The organism is Mangrovactinospora gilvigrisea (assembly GCF_001879105.1).
GTDB classification, from domain to species: Bacteria; Actinomycetota; Actinomycetes; order Streptomycetales; family Streptomycetaceae; genus Mangrovactinospora; species Mangrovactinospora gilvigrisea.
This window is the reverse complement of sequence record NZ_MLCF01000017.1, coordinates 79,820-98,735: the sequence shown is the minus strand read 5'-3', so window position 1 is coordinate 98,735 and position 18,916 is coordinate 79,820. Positions and strand designations below refer to the sequence as shown.

The following is an 18,916-nucleotide window of genomic DNA, read 5'->3' as shown; positions in this document are numbered from 1 at the left end:
GCTCGGGGGCGGTTTACGAGCCGTCACCGGGGGGCTCCGGTTGGGGGTGGGGGGTGTAGTCGGGGTAGGTCGCGTAGTCGCCGTAGGGGGCCGGGGGCTGCTCCTGCTCCTGCGGCTGCGGGTGCGGCTGCTGGTAGTAGCCGTAGGGGTCCTCGCTGAAGGTGCCGTACTCGGCCTCCGGCGACGGCGTCGGCGACGGCACCGCCGGGGCGTCGGACGTCGTCGCGCCCTGGGCGGCGAGCCGCCGCGCGCGGCGCCCCGTCGGGGGCCCGGACGCCGCCGCGGCGGCCGCGGCCGCGGCCTCCGCCTCGGCCGCCGCGGTGTCGTCGCTGAGCTCGGGGTTGCGCCCCGGCAGCGCGAGGACGAGGGCGACGAGGACGAGCAGCCCCTGCGCGCCCAGCCAGAGCCGGTGGCCGAGCGGGGTCGCGTAGTCGACGCGGAGCCGGCCCCCGGAGTCCGGCACCTTCCAGGTCTGCGCCCAGTCGGTCGAGGAAGCCGCCGGGGTGAGGGCCTTGCCGTCGAGGGTGGCGCGCCAGTGGCCGTCCGCCCGGTCGGCGAGCCGCACCGTGCGGTCGCCGGTGCCGGACGGCACCCGGGTGTCGACGCCGATCCGTCCGGCCGGCAGCACCTTGGTGGCCGCCGGGTCGCCGGCCTGGCGGAGCGTCAGGCGGGCGGCGACGCGGTCGTTCCGCCACAGCAGGGTGCCGCCCTCCTGGCTGAGCCGGGTGAGGCCGGGGGTGGTGTCCAGGGTGCGGGCGAGCGCCGGGTCGACCGGCGGGCGGGCGACGATGTAGCGGACGGCGAAGTCGGCGAGCTCCTGCGGCTGGTCGCCGCCGGTGCCGGCGGCGAGGTCGCGGACCGCCTCCGTCAGGCTGCGGTTGGCGCCCTGGGCGGCGAGCACGTCCGCGTCGCCGAGCGTGATGCCGCTGCCGCGCACCACGGTGAAGTCGATGGACTCGGCGCCGGCGCCCTGGGTGGCGCGCAGCATCAGCGTCCGCGGCTGGTCGGTGGTGGCCGACTCGGCGGCGACGAACGGCGGCACCTGGGCGGCCTGACGGGCCGCCAGCGGCGACGAGCCGCCGTCCACCCCTTGCCAGGCCCACCAGCCGAGCGCGGCGACCGGGCCGAGGGCGGCGAGCGCGGCGGTCAGCAGGGCGGCCGGCTGGCGCCAGCCGAACGCGGAGCCGGAGACGAGCGTGCGGGCGTCCTGCGCGCCGATCGCGGCGGCGGCCAGCAGGGCCGCGGTGCAGACCAGCACGGTGGCGCCGGACCAGGCCGGGCCGCCCGCGACGTTCGCGTGCTGCGCCCACAGGCCGAGGACGGCGGCGACGGCGGCGGCCGTCCAGCAGGCGAGCGCGGCGCGCAGCCGGTCGGCGCGGAGCAGCGCGGCGAGCGCGGCCAGCAGCACCCCGGCGTAGATCCAGCCGGCCGGGGCGCCCGCGCCGCCGGGGCTGAGCAGCGGCCCGAGCAGGTCGTGCTGACGGGGCGCCGGGTCGGCGGCGCCGGCCTGGGCGAGGAACCGCGCGGGGTGCGCGAGGAGCTTGAGCGACCAGGGGGCGTCCAGCACCAGCGGGACGGCCAGCAGGGCGAGGACGCGCAGCGGCAGGGCGCGGCGCGGGCCGCGCAGCGTGGCGTCGGTGGAGGCGATGTCGCCGCGGTCGGCGAGCGTCAGCCAGACGGTGGTGCCGGCGAGCAGCAGCAGAGCGAGCGGCCAGACGGCCGGGGTGAAGGCGGTGACGACGGCGAGCAGCAGCCCGGCGAGCCAGGCGGAGCGCCAACTGCCGGTGTGCCGGGCCGGGGTGTCGACGGTGGCGGTGGCCTCGCCGCGGCCGCGGTAGCCCAGGGCCGTCCAGCCGACGGCGGAGACCGCGGAGCGGGCCAGCGGCGGGAGCAGCACGGCTAGGACGGTCATGCCGAGCCGGCCGCCCGCGAGCCCGCCGGTGACGGCGGGCGCCAGGGCGTAGCCGGCGCCGAGCCAGATCCGCACCCAGCGGTCGGTGACCAGCGGCCGGGCGGCGAGGTAGGCGGAGAAGCCGGCGAGCGGGACGGCCAGCACCATCATCAGCGTGACGGCGAGGGAGGCGTTGCCCAGGAGCACGCTGCCGAGCGCGGCCGGGACGGCGATCCACGGCGGCGCGGCGCCAGCCGCGCCGGTGCCGACGGGGTGCCAGAACGCGGTGAACGTCGACCAGAGTTGGCCCGCGCCGCCCGGGGCGGGCAGCAGCGCGCCGCCCTGCAGGGTGCCGGAGAGCAGGTTGCGGAAGGCGAGCAGCGAGAAGAGCAGCAGCCCGACCAGCAGCAGGATGCCGGGTCGGCGGGACAGCCGCTTGAGCCTGGCGAACCGTTCTCCCTCGTCGAGGAAGTCGGCGTCGTCGCTGGTGGGCCCGGTCTCGACGGCGCTGTGCCGGGCGGAGTTGGAGGTGGACTCGGTGCCGCGCCGGCCGAGGTCGCCGATCAGTTGCTCGACGGCGAACGTCAGGGTGGCGCCGGGCTTCGGGAAGAGCCCGCGCAGCTTCTGGTGCGGGATGCGGCGCACCCGGCCGCGGCGGCGCCGGGCGGCGAGCACCCGGTAGGGCCGCAGCAGCACCGAGGCTAGGCCGAGGACCTCGTCGAGGGCCTGCCGGGGCACCTTGGCGACCAGGTAGCCGAGGGTGCGCAGCAGCGTGCCGAGGACGAGCCGGAGCAGCGTCCAGGGCAGCGCGGCGGCCCGGGTGTTGGCGAGCAGCGTGAAGGCGGCGCCGGCCTTGTCGACCTGGTGGGGGCCGCCGTGCGCGGCGTGGATCTTGCGCCGCTCGCGGGCGGCGGCCTCGGCGTGCCGGACGATCGCGTCGGGGGCGACGAGCACCCGGTGGCCGGCCGCGTTGGCGCGCCAGCCGAAGTCGGCGTCGTCGCGCATCAGCGGGAGGGCGCGGTCGAAGCCGCCGAGGGACTCCCAGACGTCGCGGCGCACCAGCATGCCGGCGCTGGAGACGGCGAGCACCCGGCGGACGCCGTCGTGCTGGCCCTGGTCCTGCTCGCGGCGCTCCAGGCCCGTCCAGCGGCGGCCGCTGGGGGCGATCGAGGAGCCCACCTCGAGGAGTTGGCGGGCGTCGTACCAGCCGCGCAGCTTGGGGCCGACGACGGCGGTGCGCCCGGCGTTGGGGTCGGCGACGCCGGCGTGCGCGGCGGTGCCGGTCTCGGCGACGCGCAGCAGCCGGCGCAGCGCGTCGGGTTCGGGGCTGCAGTCGTCGTGCAGCAGCCAGAGCCACTCGACCGGGCCGGCGCCGGGGTCGAGGGAGACGGAGCGGGGCGCGTCCCGGTCGGCGGTGCGGCCGATGGCGGCGAGCTGGGCGAGGTGGTCGTCCGGCTCGGCGTGCCCGGCGCCCTCGGGGCCGGCGGCCGGGTCGGTGCCGGGCCCGGCGGCCGGGGCCGCCTGCGGGTAGCCGTAGCCGGGCTGGGGCGTCCAGTCGCCGGTGTCCGGGTCGTAGTGGCCGGACAGCTGCCAGGGCAGCTGGTCCTGACGGAGCGCCGGGGTGGCGCGGACGGCCGCGTCCACGGCGGCGCCGAAGCCGGTGCGGCGGGCCAGGTGCAGGACGGCGGGTTCGCCGAAGGTCTCCGCGAGCAGCCGGGGCGAGTCGTCCTCGCTGCCGGTGTCGACGGGGACGATGCGCTGGACGGGGCGGTCCTGACCGAGGACCCCCGCGAGTGCGGTCGGCAGCCACCGTGCGCCGTTGTGGGTGACCAGCACTGCCGTGACGACATGGCGTGGGAAGGCCGGCGGTGGTGTCGTGGTCATCGAGTGGGCCCGCGTTCGCTGGTGGTCGGTTGCTCGGTCAGCGGACCACCCTAGTGGGTGGGGCGGGCAAGCACCGGTGGTACCGGCGGAGTCGGGACCATGGGGACCGCGGCGGCGCCGCCGGCCGCGGCGCCGTCGATCGGACGCCCTACAGGACGCCCTTCTTCAGTCGGCGGCGCTCCCGCTCGGAGAGCCCGCCCCAGATGCCGAACCGTTCGTCGTTCGCGAGTGCGTACTCCAGGCACTCCGTCCGGACCTCGCACGAGAGGCAGACCTTCTTTGCCTCACGCGTCGATCCGCCCTTTTCGGGGAAGAACGACTCGGGGTCCGTCTGCGCGCACAGCGCGCGCTCCTGCCAGCTCAGCTCCTCCTCGATCTCGTCGGTGAGCAACAGCTGAAAGAGCTCGCTCATCGCGCGCCTCCTTGCCCCTCATCGCAACCCCGTGATGCTGTCGTTACCTTTTGCGACGGAACGACACGTCAGAAATTACAGGTGCGTCGCTCCGGTGCCGTCAAGCCGCGGTCTGCTATTGCCCCTCCGATTCACCCGGCTGAACCAAGGTCCTCGTAAAAGTATGCAGAACGGTGCAAACCAATGGCCCAGCGCGGCACTCCGTCACCCCACCGCGCCTGAGCGCGATGTGACGCGGTGTCGGACCGACGGTCCGACAGGTTCGGCGGCGAATCCCGCCCGTCGCCCCGGGCCCCCGGTGCACCACCAGGTACGACAAGGCGAAGAAAGGATTCGGTTGCACGGACCGAGCGATCATGACCTGAATCACGATCAGATCACGGTTCCGCAACGACGACCGAGTGTGCTGAGGCCTCTCCCCGGGGCTCCCATCCGCCAAACGAGATAAGCCCCATAACACCCTATCGAGTGACATTACCTCGCAGTGGAACCAGGCAAGTTGACTGTGGGGCACGGTGTCCGGTCCACTTGCCCGCATGGCCCCGACGCCGTCGACCTCCGCACGCGCCGCGCGCACCATGCGCCCGGCGCCGGTCTCGCGCGCCCGCCGGATGAGCCTCTCCTGTCGCCCGAGCTGTCGATGCCGCACCTGCCGCTGTAGCTAGGGCTCGCGCCCCGCCCGCGGTTCTGTGGCCATCCGTCCGACTTGTCCAACGCCCCCGAGCGGGCGTGGAGTTCCCGACAGGCAGCACAGCGTGATCAATCACACGTCAGGCACCACCGGTATCGGCAGCCCCGCCTTCCCCGACGGCCTCTGCGACATCAGCATCGCGGGCGACCCGCTCGCGCTGCCGCACCGCGAGGTGGCCCGCCCCGAACACCCGGCGACGGTCGGCGACTTCGCCGCGCTGGTGCGGCGGCTCGCCGCGCAGCCGGGGCGCTGGGCGCACCTGGTGCGCTACGACGCCCTCAGCCGCGGCTACGCCCGGCTGGCGACCGGGCCCGGCTACGAGGTCTGGCTGCTGTGCTGGCTGCCCGGGCAGGGCACGGGGCGGCACGGGCACGGGCGCTCCTCGGGGGTGTTCACCGTGGTCAGCGGGGAGTTGACGGAACGCAGGCGCGGCGGGGCGGCACTCCGGCCGGGGACGCTGCGGGTCTCGGCGCCGGGGACGCCGCACGAGGTGGTGAACGCCTCGCTGGAGCCTGCGGTGAGCATCCACGCGTACTTCCCGGGGCTGACGGAGATGCCGCGCATGCAGGACTCGGACGCGGACGAGCACCGCGGAGCCGCCCTGTCGGTCGCCGACTGACCGGTGGTTCGCGCCCGCTCGCGCACCCGGCGGAGCCGGATGTCCGCAGAGTCTCGCGCCCCCTATGGGGCGCGGGGTCGGACGGTACGGAAGACTGGGCCCCATGCGCATCGTGGCATTGGCCGGCGGGATCGGCGGGGCGCGGTTCCTCCGCGGACTGAAGGCAGCCGTACCCCAGGGAACCGAGATCACCGTCATCGGCAACACCGGTGACGACATCCACCTGTTCGGGCTGAAGGTCTGCCCCGACCTGGACACCGTGATGTACACCCTGGGCGGTGGCATCAACGAGGAACAGGGCTGGGGCCGCACCGGGGAGACCTGGTCGGCCAAGGAGGAGCTGGCCGCCTACGGGGTCGAGCCGAGCTGGTTCGGCCTGGGCGACCGCGACCTCGCGACCCACCTGGTGCGGACTCAGATGCTCGGCGCGGGCTACCCGTTGAGCGCCGTCACCGAGGCGCTCTGCGCCCGCTGGCAGCCCGGCGTGCGGCTGCTGCCGATGAGCGACGACCGCATCGAGACGCATGTCGCCATCGACGACCCGGACAGCCCCGGCGCCCGCAAGGCCGTCCACTTCCAGGAGTACTGGGTGCGGCTGCGGGCCGGCGTCCCCGCGCACGCCGTCGTGCCCGTCGGCGCCGACGAGGCCGCCCCGGCGCCCGGCGTGCTGGAGGCCATCGGCGAGGCCGACGTGGTGCTCTTCCCGCCGTCGAACCCGGTGGTCAGCATCGGGACGATCCTCGCGGTGCCCGGCATCCGGGAGGCCATCGCGGACCGCGGCGCGCCCGTCGTCGGCCTCTCCCCCATCGTCGGCGGCGCGCCCGTGCGCGGCATGGCGGACCGAATGCTCGCCGCCGTCGGCGTGGAGACCTCGGCCGCGGCCGTCGCCACCCACTACGGCGCCGGGCTGCTGGACGGCTGGCTGGTCGACACCGTCGACGAGGCGGCCGTGCCCGAGGTGGAGAAGGTCGGCATCCGCTGCCGGGCGGTGCCGCTGATGATGTCGGACGCCGACGCCGCGGCGCGGATGGCGCGCGAGGCGCTGGCGCTCGCCGGGGAGATCCAGTGACGGAGGCGGCGGACCGTCATGAGCTCGCCGTCTGGGCCCCGGACGGCATTCCCGAGGTGCAGCCGGGCGACGACCTGGCGAAGCTGATCGCCGCCGCGGTGGCGGCCGACGGGCGCGCGCTGCGGGACGGCGACGTCCTGCTGGTGACGTCCAAGATCGTGAGCAAGGCGGAGGGGCGGATCGTCCGGGCCGACGACCGCGAGGCGGCCATCGACGCGGAGATGACCGAGCTGGTCGCGCAGCGCGGGAAGACCCGGATCGTCCGCACCCGGCACGGCTTCGTGATGGCCGCGGCGGGCGTGGACGCCTCCAACACCGCCGCCGGAACGGTCCTGCTGCTCCCGGAGGACCCGGACGCGTCGGCGCGCGCGCTGCGGGCCGCGCTCCGGGAGGAGCTGGGGGTGGCGGTGGCGGTGCTGGTCACCGACACCTTCGGCCGGCCCTGGCGGGCCGGGCTGACGGACGTCGCGCTGGGCGCGGCGGGGCTGCGCGCGCTCGACGACCACCGGGGGACGGTCGACAGCCACGGCAACCCGCTGGCCGTGACGATCACCGCGGCGGCGGACGAGCTGGCCGCGGCGGGCGATCTCGTCAAGGGCAAGACCGCGGGGCGGCCGGTGGCCGTCGTGCGGGGGCTGGGCGAGCGGCTGACGACCCGCGAGGACGGGCCGGGCGCGGCCGTGCTGGTGCGCGACCTGGAGTCGGACATGTTCCGGCTGGGGACGGGCGAGGCGATGCGCGCGGCGGTCCAGCAGCGGCGCACGGTGCGGGAGTTCGACCCGGCGCGGCCGGTGGACGGCGCGGCGGTGCGGCGGGCGGTGGCGGCGGCGGTGACGGCTCCGGCCCCGCACCACACCACGCCGTGGCGGTTCGTGCTGCTGGAGTCGGCGGCGGCGCGGACGGGGCTGCTGGACGCGATGGCGCGCGCGTGGCGCGCGGATCTGGAGGGGCTGGACGGGCTCTCCGCGGAGCGGGTCGAGCGGCGGGTGCGGCGGGGGGACGTGCTGCGGCGGGCGCCGTACCTGGTGGTGCCGTGCCTGGTCTCGGAGGGGGCGCACGCGTATCCGGACGCGCGGCGGGCGGCGGCGGAGCGGGAGATGTTCGTCGTGGCGATGGGGGCGGCGGTGCAGAACCTCTTGGTGGGGTTGGCGGCGGAGGGGTTGGGGTCGGCGTGGGTGTCGTCGACGCTGTTCTGCCGGGACGTGGTGCGGGCCGAGTTGGGGTTGCCGGCGGGGTGGGACCCGATGGGGGCCGTCGCGGTGGGGCATCCGTCGGGGGCGGCGCGGCCGCGGGGCGCCCGTTCGGTCGACGCGTTCACGGTGGTGCGCTGACCGCTCGGCGCGGCGCGGGGGTTTGCCGCCCCTCCGCCCCGGCACCCCGCCCGGGGAGGGGGCCGGTGAGGGCGGCAGCCGGCGGGGGTTACATGCGGCGGAAGTCGCGGATGGGTTGGCGGGGGATGTGGCGGGGCGGGCGGCGGGAGCCGGAGAGCAGGAGCCGGACGGCGCGCTGCCGCTGGCCGGCGTAGACCGCCAGCAGACGCACCATCAGCGCGTCGTCGCCGTCCGGGACGCCGGCCAGCTCGCGGCCGACCGTGCGCGGCAGGTGCAGGTCGCCGACCGAGACCAGGTCGGCCGCGCCGTGCGAGCGCTGCAGCGTCTCGGCCGCCGTCCAGATGCCGATGCCGGGCAGGGTGCGCAGCTTGGCGGCGGCCTCCTCCGCGGTGAGCGCCGCCGTGCGCTCCAGCGCGGCGGCGACCCGCACGGCGCGCATCACGGTGCCCGCGCGCCGGGCGTCGACTCCGGCCCGGTGCCACTCCCAGGACGGCACCTTCAGCCAGGCGGCGGCCGGCAGCGGGGTGCGCATCCGCGGATCGGGGACGGGCCCCGGCGCGGGCTCGCCGAAGCGGGCGAGCAGCAGCCGCCAGCCTCGGTACGCCTCCACGGTGGTGACCTTCTGCTCCAGCACGGCGGGCACCAGCGCCTCGACGACCAGCCCGGTGCGGCAGAGCCGCAGCCCGGGGTGGCGGCGGTGCGCCTCGGCGATCACCGGATGGCGGGGGACGAAGCCGGTGGAGCCCTCCGCGTCGGCGGCGCCGACCAGGTCGGGCAGCGCGTCCAGCAGCCAGCCGGCGCCCGGTCCCCACGCCTCGCCGCGGACCTCGCCGTCGGCGGGCCGGGCCGTCACCCGGAGCGTGCCGGGGCCGTCGGGGGTGCGGGAGACGCGCCACACGGCGCCGTCCGGGGCGAGGCGGAAGGACGGGTCGGCGGGACCGCGCCGCAGCACGCCGAGGGTGCGCGGCACGTCCACCGGCGCGGCGGGCCGGTGGACGCGGGTGGCCGGCTGCGGGGCGGGGGCGCTCACGGGGGTCCACTCAACCATGCGCGCCGGACATCCCACGTCCGGTACCGGGATCCGGGGCGTCAGCCGGCCGCGAGGCTGCGGATCCTCGGCAGGTCGGCGTAGAGGCGGCCGCCCGGGCAGTCGGTGCTGAAGGCGTCCCGGTGGCCGGAGATCGTCCGGAAGGTGTGCCGGGCGCCCTTGGGGTAGCGGCTGCCGCTGTCGCCCGAGGTGAGGACGACGGTGCCGGCCGGGTTGGTGTGCGTCATGCCGAGCTTCCAGGCGGCGAGTCGGGCGATGGCGCTCAGCATCGCGGACGGCGGCGAGGCGGAGTCGTAGGAGCCGATCGCGGCGATGCCCGCGGTGCCGGTGTTGAAACCGAGCGTGTGGGCGCCGAGCACCGGGCGGGCGACCCCGCCGGCGCGGCCCTCGTAGATCCGGCCGCAGGTGTCGACGAGGAAGTTGTAGCCGATGTCCCGCCAGCCGTTGCTCTTGACGTGGTAGCGGTAGATCCCGCGGATCACCGCGGGCGCCTGGGAGCAGCTGTAGCCGTTGCCGGTGGCGGTGTGGTGCACGAAGATCGCGCGGACCGGCGAGGTGTAGGCGAACTGCTTCTCGCGCAGGCTCTCGTCGGCGCCCCAGCCCTTGCGGGTGACGATGGCCGGGCGGCCGCCCATCCGGGTCGAGGGGCGCTCCAGGGCGCGGCTGCCGGGGCCGTCGGCGGGCTCGGGGAGGGGGTGCGCGGCCACCGCGGCGCCGTCCGGGCCGGGGTCGACGAGGTCGGCGCGCAGGCCGTCGGGGAGCCGGGTGCCGGCCCGCGGGACGAGGCGCACCCGCAGGTCGTCGGAGGGGCCGACCCACAGCGGCGGGGTGCCGCCGCGGGCGCCGGTCGTCAACTGGTCGGGGTCGGGGGCGTCCTCGCGGCCGTGGGTGTCGAGCGGGAGCCAGTCGGACCAGCGTCCGGTGGCGGCGTCCCGGACGCGGACGGTGACCGCGGCGTGCAGCTCGGCGGCGGGGTCGTCCCAGGTGAGGCCGAGGAGGGAGAAGGCGCCGGTGGCCGGCGGCAGTCCGCGGCTGCGGAACGCCGACCAGGGGATGGTGCGGGTGCTGCCGGGGACGTCGTCGAGGGGCGGGGCGGGCACGGCGGGGGTCGCGGCCGTGGCCGTCCGGGCGACGGTGCCGGAGAGGACGGCGGAGGCCGCGGTCACCGTCCCGAGCCGGAGGACCGTGCGACGTGAGGGGTCCAGGAGTGCGCGCATGCCTCCGATGGTTTCCGCTGTCCCACGGGTCGTCATCCGCTGATCGCCTCGGGTGGTTCCGACGGGTGAATGCGGTCTGACACGGGCTCAGATCTATTCGGACAGGCGTGCAGGGAGCGAGGGGGTGGGGAAGGCCTGTTCGGATCGGCGTCCCGTTACCCTCGGTGGTGCTATGACGACATCCTCAGCCGACACCCCCGACGCCCTGCTGCGGGCCGCGCTCGCCGCCGATCCGGCGCGCCCGCTGGTCACCTTCTACGACGACGCCACCGGCGAGCGGGTGGAGCTCTCCGCCGCGACCTTCGCCAACTGGGTCGCCAAGACCGCGAATCTGCTCCAGGAGGAGCTGGCGGTGGAGGCGGGCGGCCGGGTCGCCCTGCTGCTGCCGCTGCACTGGCAGACGGCCGTGTGGCTGCACGCGTGCTGGGCGGTGGGCGCGGTGGCCGCGCCCGACGGGGACGCCGCGGCCGCGGAGGTCGCCGTCAGCGGGCCCGAGGCGGCGGCGCTGGCCGCGGCGCGGGAGTGCCGGGGCGAGCGGGTGGCGCTGGCGCTGCGGCCGCTGGGCGGGCGGTTCCCGCAGGTCCCGGAGGGGTTCCTGGACTACGCGGCGGAGGTGCCCGGCCAGGGGGACGCGTTCTTCCCGTACCAGCAGGTGGGGGCGGGGGACGCGGCGCTGGCGCCGGCCGGTGGCGGCGCGGCGGTGCTGACGGGGGCTCAGGTGGTGGCGCGGGCCCGGGAGCGGGCCGCGGAGCTGGGCCTGGCGGCGGGGGCGCGGGTGCTGGTCGCGGACACGGCGGGGGTCGACCTCGTCGACGCGCTGCTGGTTCCGCTGGCGGTGGGCGGGTCGGTGGTGCTGGTGCGCAATGCCGCGCAGGGACCGGCGGGGGGCGCGGCGAAGCGGGCCGAGGCGGAGCGGGTGACGGACACGCTCGGGTAGCCCGCGGCCCGTCCGGCTCGGCAGCCCCACCCGAGCCCCGCCATCCGGCCCGGGTTGGGCCGGTTGGCGGTGCAGGGGTCGACGGAGCGCGGCGCCCGCTGTTCAGTGGTCTTGGTGGTTGGGCGCCGAGACGGGTGGTGGTGGGCGGTGGCGGACGGACGCGGGCGGTACTGGGCGCGGCGCCTGCTGCTCCCGCTCGCCGCCGCGGTGCTCGCCCTCGCCATGGCGGCCGGCTCCGTCGTGCTCTTCGCCCTCGGCCGCCTCAACGCCAACATCCGCACCGACCACGGCACCGAGGCGCTGCTCGGCCGCTCGCACTCCGGCGCCGCGGCGGCCGTCACCGGGGCCACCGAGAACATCCTGCTGATGGGGACGGACTCCCGGGCCGGCGCCAACGCCCAGTACGGCCACGGCCTCGCGGACGGCCCCGCCCGCTCCGACACCACCATCCTGCTGCACCTGCCCGCCGACCGGAGCTGGGCCACCGCCGTCAGCATCCCGCGCGACCTGATGGTGCAGGTGCCCGCCTGCCCGCGCGCCGGCGGCGGCAGCTACGCCCCCCGCTTCGTCCAGTTCAACTGGGCGTTCGAGCTGGGCGGCGCGTCCTGCACCATCCGCACCGTCGAGCAGCTCATGGGCCTGCGCGTGGACCACTTCGCCACCGTCGACTTCACCGGTTTCAAGAAGATGGTGGACGCCGTCGGCGGCGTCGAGGTGTGCCTGCCGAAGGCCGTCCACGACCGGGACGCCAAGCTGGACCTGCCCGCCGGGCGCCAACTCCTCAACGGCTCGCAGGCGCTGGGCTACGTCCGCGTCCGGCACGCCCTCGGCGACGGCAGCGACATCTCCCGGATGGGTCGCCAGCAGGCCTTCCTCGCGGCCCTGGTGCAGAAGGTCGACTCGGACGGCGTGCTGCTCGACCCCACCCGGCTCTACCCCCTGCTGGACGCCGCCACCTCCTCGCTGACCACCGACTCCGGCCTCAACTCGCTCGACAAGCTGTACCGGCTGGCCTCCGGCCTGCGGGCGCTGCCGCGCGACCGGATGGTCTTCCTGACGGTGCCCCAGGCGCCCTGGGCCGCCGACCCCAACCGGGTGGCCCTCCAGGAGCCGGCCGCGCGCCAGCTGTTCACCGCGGTGCGCAACAACCGCCCGGTGGCGGTGGAGCCGCCCGCCAGGCCGTCGCCGCTGCCGTCCGCGCGGCCGTCGGCGCCGCCCTCGCCCGTCGTCGCGGCGCCGAGTCAACCGCCTTCTCCCGAACCGCTGTTCACCGGTCGGGCCGCCAATGCAGACATCTGCTGACATTCAGCCCTCCGCCGCCCGGACCGATTTGCCGCAAGCCACCCGGAACCGCTGAACTTGACCGCTACTGTGGCGTGATCGCAAGCGGAATCGAAGCGGAAGGGACGGGGAGTGGCGACCGGAGACGTCGACCCGGCGGACCAGTGGGTGCGTGACCCCGCGACCGGCGAGTACCAACTGCGCAGTCCTGGCGACACCCGGCCCATGGAGATCGTCCCGGCGCCGCCGGTGCCCGCCCAGTCCGGCGGGCACGGGCACGGGCGCGGCGGCGCCGGAGGCGGTGGCGGCAGGAGCGGCGGCGGCGGGGGTGGCGGCAGGAGCGGCGGACGTCCCGGCGGGCGCGCCGCGCGGCGCCGCGGCGGGAAGGGCGGCCGGGCCGGCAAGCGCCGGGTGCTGCCCTGGGTGGCCGGCACGGTCGCCTTCGTGCTGATCGGCGGGGCCGCCGCGGCCTACGGCGTCTACCAGCACTTCAACGGGAACATCAACTCCATGGACGTCCACCCCGGCGGCAGCCGCGCGGACGACGACCACGGCCCGCTCAACATCCTGATCCTGGGCACCGACAGCCGAAAGGGCCTGGGCAGCACCTACGGCGACACCGGCAGCGTCGGCCACGCCGACACCACGATCCTGCTGCATGTCTCCGCGGACCGCTCCAACGCCACCGCGGTGAGCATCCCGCGCGACCTGATCACCGACGTCCCGGAGTGCCAGACCGGCAACAAGACCATCCCGGGCTCGAAGAACGTCCAGTTCAACACCAGCCTCGGCCAGGACGACCGGGACCCCGGCTGTACCTGGAAGACCACCGAGCAGCTGATGGGCATCACGATCAACCACTTCATGATGGTGAACTTCGAGGCGGTGAAGACGCTCTCGGACGCGGTCGGCGGGGTGCCGGTCTGCGCGGCGCACGACATCGACGACCCCAAGTCCCACCTCCACATGACGGCCGGCCGGCACATCGTCAAGGGCGACCAGGCGCTCGCCTTCGTCCGCACCCGCCACTCGGTGGGCTTCGGCGGCGACCTGACGCGCATTCCGCTGCAGCAGCAGTTCCTCAGCTCGCTGATCCGCAAGATCAAGAGCAATGGGACGCTCACCGACCCCACCAAGCTGTGGTCGCTGGCGGACGCCGCCACCAAGGCGCTCACCGTGGACAGCGGCATCGGCTCGATCGCCAAGCTGGAGGGGCTCGCCCGCGACCTGGGCGACGTCGACACCAAGAACATCACCTTCGCCACCGTCCCGGTGATCGACGACCCGAACAACAAGAACTGGGTGGTCCTCAAGCCGGGTGACGCCCAGTCGCTGTTCCGGATGGTCCGCGAGGACGAGTCGCTCACCGCGGTCAAGAAGAAGAAGGCCGCGGCGGCGAAGAAGGCGGCGGCGAACGGGCCCGCGGCGCGCGTCGCCAAGGCGAACGCGGCGGCGGCCGCGGAGGTGCGGGTCAAGGTGGTCAACGGCAGCGGCGTGATCGGCCAGGCGCAGGAGACCATCGACTGGATGCAGAACCAGAAGGGCTACCGGCTCTCCAGCAACGGCCTCAACGCGGCGCCCCGGCCGGCGACGACGCTGGTCTACGCGCCGGGGCAGGAGGCGGAGGCGAAGCGGCTGGTGGAGGACTTCGGGCTGCCCGACTCCGCCCTGAAGCCTTCGGCCTCGGCAGGGCAGCAGCTGGTGCTGACGCTCGGGAAGGACTTCACCTCCCCGGGGACGCCGGTGCAGGCACCGAAGAAGGCCCCGGCGGACCTGCAGCACGTCCAGGCGAACGACACGAACCAGTGTGCCAAGTAGGGGACATGCCGCAGGCCCCGCACCCCTTGCGGGGCGCTAGTGCCGTGACCGGCAGGGTTTGCCCGGAAGGAGCGTCGTTCGGTGCGGCAGGGGGCACCTCCCGGACGGAGTCTGGGGGAGTGCGTGCCGGGCGGCGCGACGGGGCAAACCTTGCCGGGAGGGGCACTAGGTCCGCCTTCAGCCCTCGACGCCGCGCAGCTCGTGCTCCAGCGCCTCCAGCTCGGCGCCGCCGGCCATCTGGCGGGTGAGCTCCTCCAGGGAGATGTCCGCCTTCTCGTAGTTGCCCAGCGCCGCGCCCCGCTTGAGCAGCAGGAACCGGTCCCCGACCGGATACGCGTGGTGCGGGTTGTGGGTGATCAGGACGACGCCCAGGCCGCGGTCGCGGGCCGCCGCGACCTGGCGGAGCACGATGCCCGCCTGCTTGACGCCCAGCGCCGCGGTCGGCTCGTCCAGGATCAGCACCTTGGCGCCGAAGTGCACCGCCCGGGCGATCGCCACGCACTGCCGCTCGCCGCCGGAGAGCGTGCCCACCGGCTGCTCGACGTTGCGCAGGTTGATGCCCAGCTCGGCGAGCGCCTTGCGGGCGGTGTCCCGGGCGCCGCGGCTGTCGATGATCTTCAGCGGGCCGATGCTCTTCCGCGGCTCCGAGCCGAGGAAGAAGTTCCGCCACACGCTCATCAGCGGCACCACCGCCAGGTCCTGGTAGACCGTGGCGATCCCCCGGTCCAGCGCGTCCCTCGGCGAGGAGAGCCGCACCTCCTCACCGCCGATGAGCAGGTGGCCGAAGTCATGCTGGTGCACCCCGGCGAGGATCTTGATCAGGGTGGACTTCCCGGCGCCGTTGTCGCCGAGGACGCAGGTCACCTCGCCCGCGTTGACCGTCACCGAGACGTCGTCGAGCGCCTTGACGCTCCCGTACATCTTGCCGACGCCGCGCGCCTCGACGAGTGTCTGATGCTCGCTCATGGGCCCGTCACCGCCTCATCCGTTCCGCACGGCGGCGGAACACGTCGTTGGCCAGTACCGCGACGAGCAGCAGCACGCCGAGGAAGAGCATGAACCAGTCGCTGTTCCAGTCGGCGAAGACGATGCCCTGCCGGACCATCCCGAACAGCAGCGCGCCGATCGCCGCGCCGACGACCGAGCCGAAGCCGCCGGTCATCAGGCAGCCGCCGATCACCGCGGCGACGATGTACTGCAGCTCCAGCCCGATGCCCTGGTTGGCCTGGACGGTGGTGTAGCGCAGCACGTTGATGTTGCCGACCAGCCAGGCGCCCAGCCCGGTGAGCATGAAGAGCGCCACCTTGGTGGAGCGCACCGGGACGCCGACCGCCCGCGCCTGGAGCGGCGCGCCGCCCGCGGCGAACACCCAGTTGCCGAACCGGGTCTTGAGCAGCACCCCGGAGAGCAGGGCCGTGGCGCCGATCCACCAGAGGATGGAGACCGGGAACGGGGTGCCGCCGATGCGGAACGTCGAGGCGAGGAAGTACCCGGCCGACTCGTAGCCGTGCGCGGCACCCACCCCGGAGATCTGCACATTGCCGGTGACGGCCCGCGTCACGCCCAGGTTGAGGCCCTGCAGGGCGAGGAACATGCCGAGCGTGATGATGAAGCTCGGCAGCCCGGTGCGCACCACCAGCAGCCCGTTGACGAGCCCGACCAGCAGCGCGAAGACCAGCGAGACCAGCAGAGCGAGCCAGACGTTCCAGTGCGCCTGGGTGGCGAGGATCCCGGTGACCAGTCCGGTGGAGGCGGTGTTGACGCCCGTGGAGAGGTCGAACTCGCCGCCGATCATCAGCATGGCGACGGTCACCGCCATGATGCCCAGCGTGGAGGCGTCGTCCAGCCAGTTGGAGACGCCCTTCACGGTGAGGAACTGATCGGTGATCAGGGTGAAGAAGACGAAGACCAGCACCGCGCCGAGCAGCGAGCCGATCTCGGGGCGGGCCACCAGCCGGTCGACCAGCCGCGGCGGCCTGGCCAGCTCGGGGACGACGGCTGTGCTTCCGGCGCTCATCGCGTCCCCCGATCCACGTACTGGCCGACGGTGTTGACATTGCTCTTGTCGACGAAGGCGGGCCCGGTGAGGACCGGCTTGCCGCCGCCCACCGTGTTCCCGTTGTTCAGGTAGAGGCTGAGCATGACGATCGGCAGATAGCCCTGCTCGTACTGCTGCTGGTCGACGGCGAAGAGCAGTTGCCCGCCCTTGATCTCGTTGACCACGTCGGCGTTGAGGTCGAAGGTGGCGATGGCCGCCTTGGCGTTCGCCCCCGCCTTGGCCTTCACAGCCAGCGCCGCGACCTGCGAGTTGAGGGTGAGGACGGCGTCGATGGACGGGTCCGCCTGCAGGGCGCCCTGGATGCGGGCCCGGGTGTCGGTCGGGTTGGAGATGTCCACCTGGAGGCGCTTGGTAGTGCCGCCGAAGCCCTTGGCGGCGCCGTCGCAGCGCTGGTTCTGCCCGACGTTGCCGGCCTCGTGGATGACGCAGAGCAGCTTGTGCTTGCCCGCCTGGGCGAAGCGCTTGCCGGCGGCCTCGCCGGCCACGGACTCGTTCTGGCCGACGTGGCCGATGGCGCCGTAGGCGGCGGACTGCTCCTCGCCGGAGTTGATCGTCACCACCGGGATGCCGGCCTGCACGGCGCGCTGGATCGACGCCTTGAGGGCGGGCGGGTTGGCCATCGAGACGACCAGGCCGTCCACGTGCTGGGCGACCGCGTTGTCGATCAGCTTGGACTGGGCGCCGGGGTCGCCGTCGGAGTAGTAGCTGACCTTGTCCTTGAGGTCCTTGCCGGCCTGCACGGCACCGTTCTTGACGACGTTCCAGAACATGTCGCCGGCGGTGCCGTGGGTGACCACTGCGAACCGGTAGCCGTTGTGCTTGCCGGAGACCCCCTTGGCCGTCTCGCTGGGCGCCGCGGTGGCGTTCGGCGAGGTCGCGGTGGGTCCGGTGCAGGCGGCCGCGGTGAGGGCCAGGGCCGCCACCGCGAGCAGGGCGCGCCAGGGCCTTCGGCGCCGTTGCCGTGGGCGATCTTGAGTAGGCGTCATGGTCCTACGGTCCTCTCGGCTCATCGGTCGCGGGAAGGCGTCGGCACGGGTCGCAGCCGGACGCCGCCGTCCGGCGCGGGATGCTCCTCGAACCGGTCGCCGGTGCGGGGGCAGTGGTAGCGGGCCGGGCCCTCACCGGGCTCAGGCAGCGGCTCCAGGGGGACGCCGGCCCGGCCCACCCAGTTGATCCGGCGCGCCGGGCAGCCAGCGACCAGGGCGAACTCGGGGACGTCCTTGGTGACCACGGCGCCGGCGGCGACCAGCGCCCAGCGTCCGACCTCGACGCCGGCGACGACCACGGCGCGGGCCCCGATGGCGGCGCCCTCGCGGACGGTGACGCCCTCGGCCTCCCAGTCGCCGCCGCCCTTGAGGGCGCCGTCCGGGTCGGTGGAGCGCGGGTAGCGGTCGTTGGTCAGCACGGCGGCGGGGCCGACGAAGACGTTGTCCTCCAGCCGGGCGGGCTCGTAGACGAGGGCGTAGTTCTGGAGCTTGACGCGGTCGCCGAGGACGACGCCGGTGCCGACGTAGGCGCCCCGGCCCACGATGCAGTCCGCGCCGAGGCGGGCGTCCTCGCGGATCTGGGCGAGCTGCCAGACCTTGGTCCCGGCGCCCAGCCGGGCGCGCGGATCGACGTCTGCCGTGTCCGCGACAAAGCCACCGTCGGCTGCTGACATGTGGTTTTGACCTCTCTCTTACGCGTTCGCGTCCCGTGGGACCTTAGCCGGTCCCGAGCTCGTCGAGGAGGAGGGCCCGGAACTCGCGCGCCGCCCGTGACGGTTGGACGTCCCTCCGGTGGGCGAGCGCCACCACCCGGGTGAGTCCGGGCGAGCGGAAGCGCCGGGCGCGCAGCCCGGGGTTGGCCATCGCGACGGTGCCGGGGACGACGGCCGCGCCGAGACCGGCGCGGACGAAGCCGATGACCGCGTCCATCTCGCCGCCCTCCACCGCGAAGGCCGGCTCGAAGCCGGCGTCGCGGCAGGCGGCGACGGTGAGGTCGCGCAGGTCGTACCCGCGGCGGAACATCACCAGCGGCAGATCGCGCAGCGCCTCGATGCCGAGCGGCCCGTCCCGCTCGTCCTCGTCGTCGCCGGAGGTGATCAGCACCAGGTCCTCGTGGAGCAGCCGGGTGGTGGTGAGCGGCAGGTCCTGGCGGGGCAGCGGGAGCACCACCAGGGCGACCTCCAGCCGGCCCTCGTGTAGGTCCTGGACGAGGTCGTGGGAGCCGGACTCCTCGACCACCAGCTCCACCCCGGGCCAGCGGTCCCGGAAGCGCCGGAGCACCGGCGGGAGCAGGCCCGTCATCAGGCTGGGGGTGGCGCCGAGCCGCAGCCGGCCGCGGCGCAGCTGGGCGAGCTCCTGCACCTCGACGCGGGCGGTGTCGACGTCGGCGAGGATGCGGCGGGCGATGGGGAGCAGGGTCTCGCCGGCCGCGGTGAGGGTGATGTTGCCGCGGGTGCGGACGAAGAGCGGGGTGCCCAACTCGGCCTCCAGCACGCCTATCTGCTTGCTGAGGGAGGGCTGGGCGACATACATGCGCTCGGCGGCGCGGGTGAAGTGGCGCGTCTCGGCGACGGCGACGAAGTAGGCCAACTGCTGCAGCTGCACGGCGACAGCGTAGCGCGTGAATAGCCTCCGGCTATGGAGACGACATCCATCATGTCTTGGACCTCTGG

Annotated in this window: 15 protein-coding genes; 6 read left to right on the top strand and 9 right to left on the bottom strand. The window is 74.8% G+C overall.

What is annotated here, in order from left to right; translation table 11 throughout:
• Window positions 1-13: 13 nt before the first annotated feature.
• Complete coding sequence (locus BIV57_RS24915) at window positions 14-3,775, bottom strand: glycosyltransferase family 2 protein (RefSeq protein ID WP_079170021.1); 3,762 nt, start codon at window positions 3,773-3,775, stop codon at window positions 14-16.
• Between the two features lie 148 nt (window positions 3,776-3,923).
• Window positions 3,924-4,187 (bottom strand): WhiB family transcriptional regulator, encoded by a 264-nt coding sequence (locus BIV57_RS05240; RefSeq protein WP_071655449.1) that lies wholly within the window; start codon window positions 4,185-4,187, stop codon window positions 3,924-3,926.
• 758 nt (window positions 4,188-4,945) lie between these two features.
• Here BIV57_RS05240 and BIV57_RS05235 point away from each other — a divergent pair.
• From BIV57_RS05235 to BIV57_RS05225, 3 genes are all read left to right on the top strand, one after another.
• Window positions 4,946-5,497: a cysteine dioxygenase gene (locus tag BIV57_RS05235; protein WP_245797436.1), complete on the top strand. Its 552-nt coding sequence runs from the start codon at window positions 4,946-4,948 to the stop codon at window positions 5,495-5,497.
• 103 nt (window positions 5,498-5,600) lie between these two features.
• Window positions 5,601-6,566: a 2-phospho-L-lactate transferase gene (gene cofD / locus BIV57_RS05230; RefSeq protein ID WP_071655448.1), complete on the top strand. Its 966-nt coding sequence runs from the start codon at window positions 5,601-5,603 to the stop codon at window positions 6,564-6,566.
• On the top strand, window positions 6,563-7,897 hold the full coding sequence (locus BIV57_RS05225; protein ID WP_071655447.1) for a coenzyme F420-0:L-glutamate ligase: 1,335 nt from the start codon (window positions 6,563-6,565) through the stop codon (window positions 7,895-7,897). The genes cofD and BIV57_RS05225 overlap by 4 nt, the downstream gene beginning before the upstream one ends.
• An 88-nt stretch (window positions 7,898-7,985) precedes the next feature.
• Here BIV57_RS05225 and BIV57_RS05220 read toward each other — a convergent pair whose 3' ends face one another.
• Together BIV57_RS05220 and BIV57_RS05215 are read right to left on the bottom strand one after the other, a co-directional pair.
• Complete coding sequence (locus tag BIV57_RS05220) at window positions 7,986-8,945, bottom strand: DNA-3-methyladenine glycosylase family protein (protein WP_071655446.1); 960 nt, start codon at window positions 8,943-8,945, stop codon at window positions 7,986-7,988.
• Window positions 8,946-8,986: 41 nt separating this feature from the next.
• On the bottom strand, window positions 8,987-10,162 hold the full coding sequence (locus tag BIV57_RS05215) for a peptidoglycan recognition protein family protein (RefSeq protein WP_071655445.1): 1,176 nt from the start codon (window positions 10,160-10,162) through the stop codon (window positions 8,987-8,989).
• 172 nt (window positions 10,163-10,334) lie between these two features.
• Between BIV57_RS05215 and BIV57_RS05210 the strand changes: the two genes are divergently transcribed.
• The 3 genes from BIV57_RS05210 (at window position 10,335) to BIV57_RS05200 (ending at window position 14,198) form a co-directional block, all read left to right on the top strand.
• Window positions 10,335-11,099 carry a TIGR03089 family protein gene (locus tag BIV57_RS05210; RefSeq protein WP_071655444.1) on the top strand — a complete coding sequence of 255 codons (765 nt, stop codon included), beginning with the start codon at window positions 10,335-10,337 and terminating at the stop codon, window positions 11,097-11,099.
• Between the two features lie 147 nt (window positions 11,100-11,246).
• Complete coding sequence (locus BIV57_RS05205) at window positions 11,247-12,401, top strand: LCP family protein (protein WP_071655443.1); 1,155 nt, start codon at window positions 11,247-11,249, stop codon at window positions 12,399-12,401.
• A 111-nt stretch (window positions 12,402-12,512) separates the two neighbouring features.
• Window positions 12,513-14,198: an LCP family protein gene (locus BIV57_RS05200; RefSeq protein WP_071655442.1), complete on the top strand. Its 1,686-nt coding sequence runs from the start codon at window positions 12,513-12,515 to the stop codon at window positions 14,196-14,198.
• Window positions 14,199-14,375: 177 nt separating this feature from the next.
• Here the strand turns inward: BIV57_RS05200 and BIV57_RS05195 are convergent, their stop codons facing one another.
• From BIV57_RS05195 to BIV57_RS05175, 5 genes are all read right to left on the bottom strand, one after another.
• Window positions 14,376-15,164, bottom strand: coding sequence for an ATP-binding cassette domain-containing protein (locus BIV57_RS05195; RefSeq protein WP_071655441.1), 789 nt, complete (start codon window positions 15,162-15,164; stop codon window positions 14,376-14,378).
• A 7-nt stretch (window positions 15,165-15,171) separates the two neighbouring features.
• Window positions 15,172-16,215, bottom strand: coding sequence for an ABC transporter permease (locus BIV57_RS05190; RefSeq protein WP_071655440.1), 1,044 nt, complete (start codon window positions 16,213-16,215; stop codon window positions 15,172-15,174).
• Window positions 16,212-17,180, bottom strand: coding sequence for a sugar ABC transporter substrate-binding protein (locus BIV57_RS05185; RefSeq protein WP_245797433.1), 969 nt, complete (start codon window positions 17,178-17,180; stop codon window positions 16,212-16,214). Before BIV57_RS05185 ends, BIV57_RS05190 begins: the two co-directional genes overlap by 4 nt.
• An 83-nt stretch (window positions 17,181-17,263) precedes the next feature.
• Window positions 17,264-17,917 (bottom strand): acyltransferase, encoded by a 654-nt coding sequence (locus BIV57_RS05180; protein ID WP_071655438.1) that lies wholly within the window; start codon window positions 17,915-17,917, stop codon window positions 17,264-17,266.
• A 43-nt stretch (window positions 17,918-17,960) separates the two neighbouring features.
• On the bottom strand, window positions 17,961-18,848 hold the full coding sequence (locus tag BIV57_RS05175; protein WP_071655437.1) for a LysR family transcriptional regulator: 888 nt from the start codon (window positions 18,846-18,848) through the stop codon (window positions 17,961-17,963).
• Window positions 18,849-18,916 lie beyond the last annotated feature (68 nt).

Bases quoted from the DNA above. Each gene is read 5' to 3' on its own strand.
- BIV57_RS05215 (WP_071655445.1), bottom strand. From the start codon at position 10,162: ATGCGCGCACTCCTGGACCCCTCACGTCGCACGGTCCTCCGGCTCGGG.
- BIV57_RS05240 (WP_071655449.1), bottom strand. From the start codon at position 4,187: ATGAGCGAGCTCTTTCAGCTGTTGCTCACCGACGAGATCGAGGAGGAG.
- BIV57_RS05220 (WP_071655446.1), bottom strand. From the start codon at position 8,945: ATGGTTGAGTGGACCCCCGTGAGCGCCCCCGCCCCGCAGCCGGCCACC.
- BIV57_RS05190 (WP_071655440.1), bottom strand. From the start codon at position 16,215: ATGAGCGCCGGAAGCACAGCCGTCGTCCCCGAGCTGGCCAGGCCGCCG.
- BIV57_RS24915 (WP_079170021.1), bottom strand. From the start codon at position 3,775: ATGACCACGACACCACCGCCGGCCTTCCCACGCCATGTCGTCACGGCA.
- BIV57_RS05180 (WP_071655438.1), bottom strand. From the start codon at position 17,917: ATGTCAGCAGCCGACGGTGGCTTTGTCGCGGACACGGCAGACGTCGAT.
- cofD (WP_071655448.1), top strand. From the start codon at position 5,601: ATGCGCATCGTGGCATTGGCCGGCGGGATCGGCGGGGCGCGGTTCCTC.
- BIV57_RS05195 (WP_071655441.1), bottom strand. From the start codon at position 15,164: ATGAGCGAGCATCAGACACTCGTCGAGGCGCGCGGCGTCGGCAAGATG.
- BIV57_RS05210 (WP_071655444.1), top strand. From the start codon at position 10,335: ATGACGACATCCTCAGCCGACACCCCCGACGCCCTGCTGCGGGCCGCG.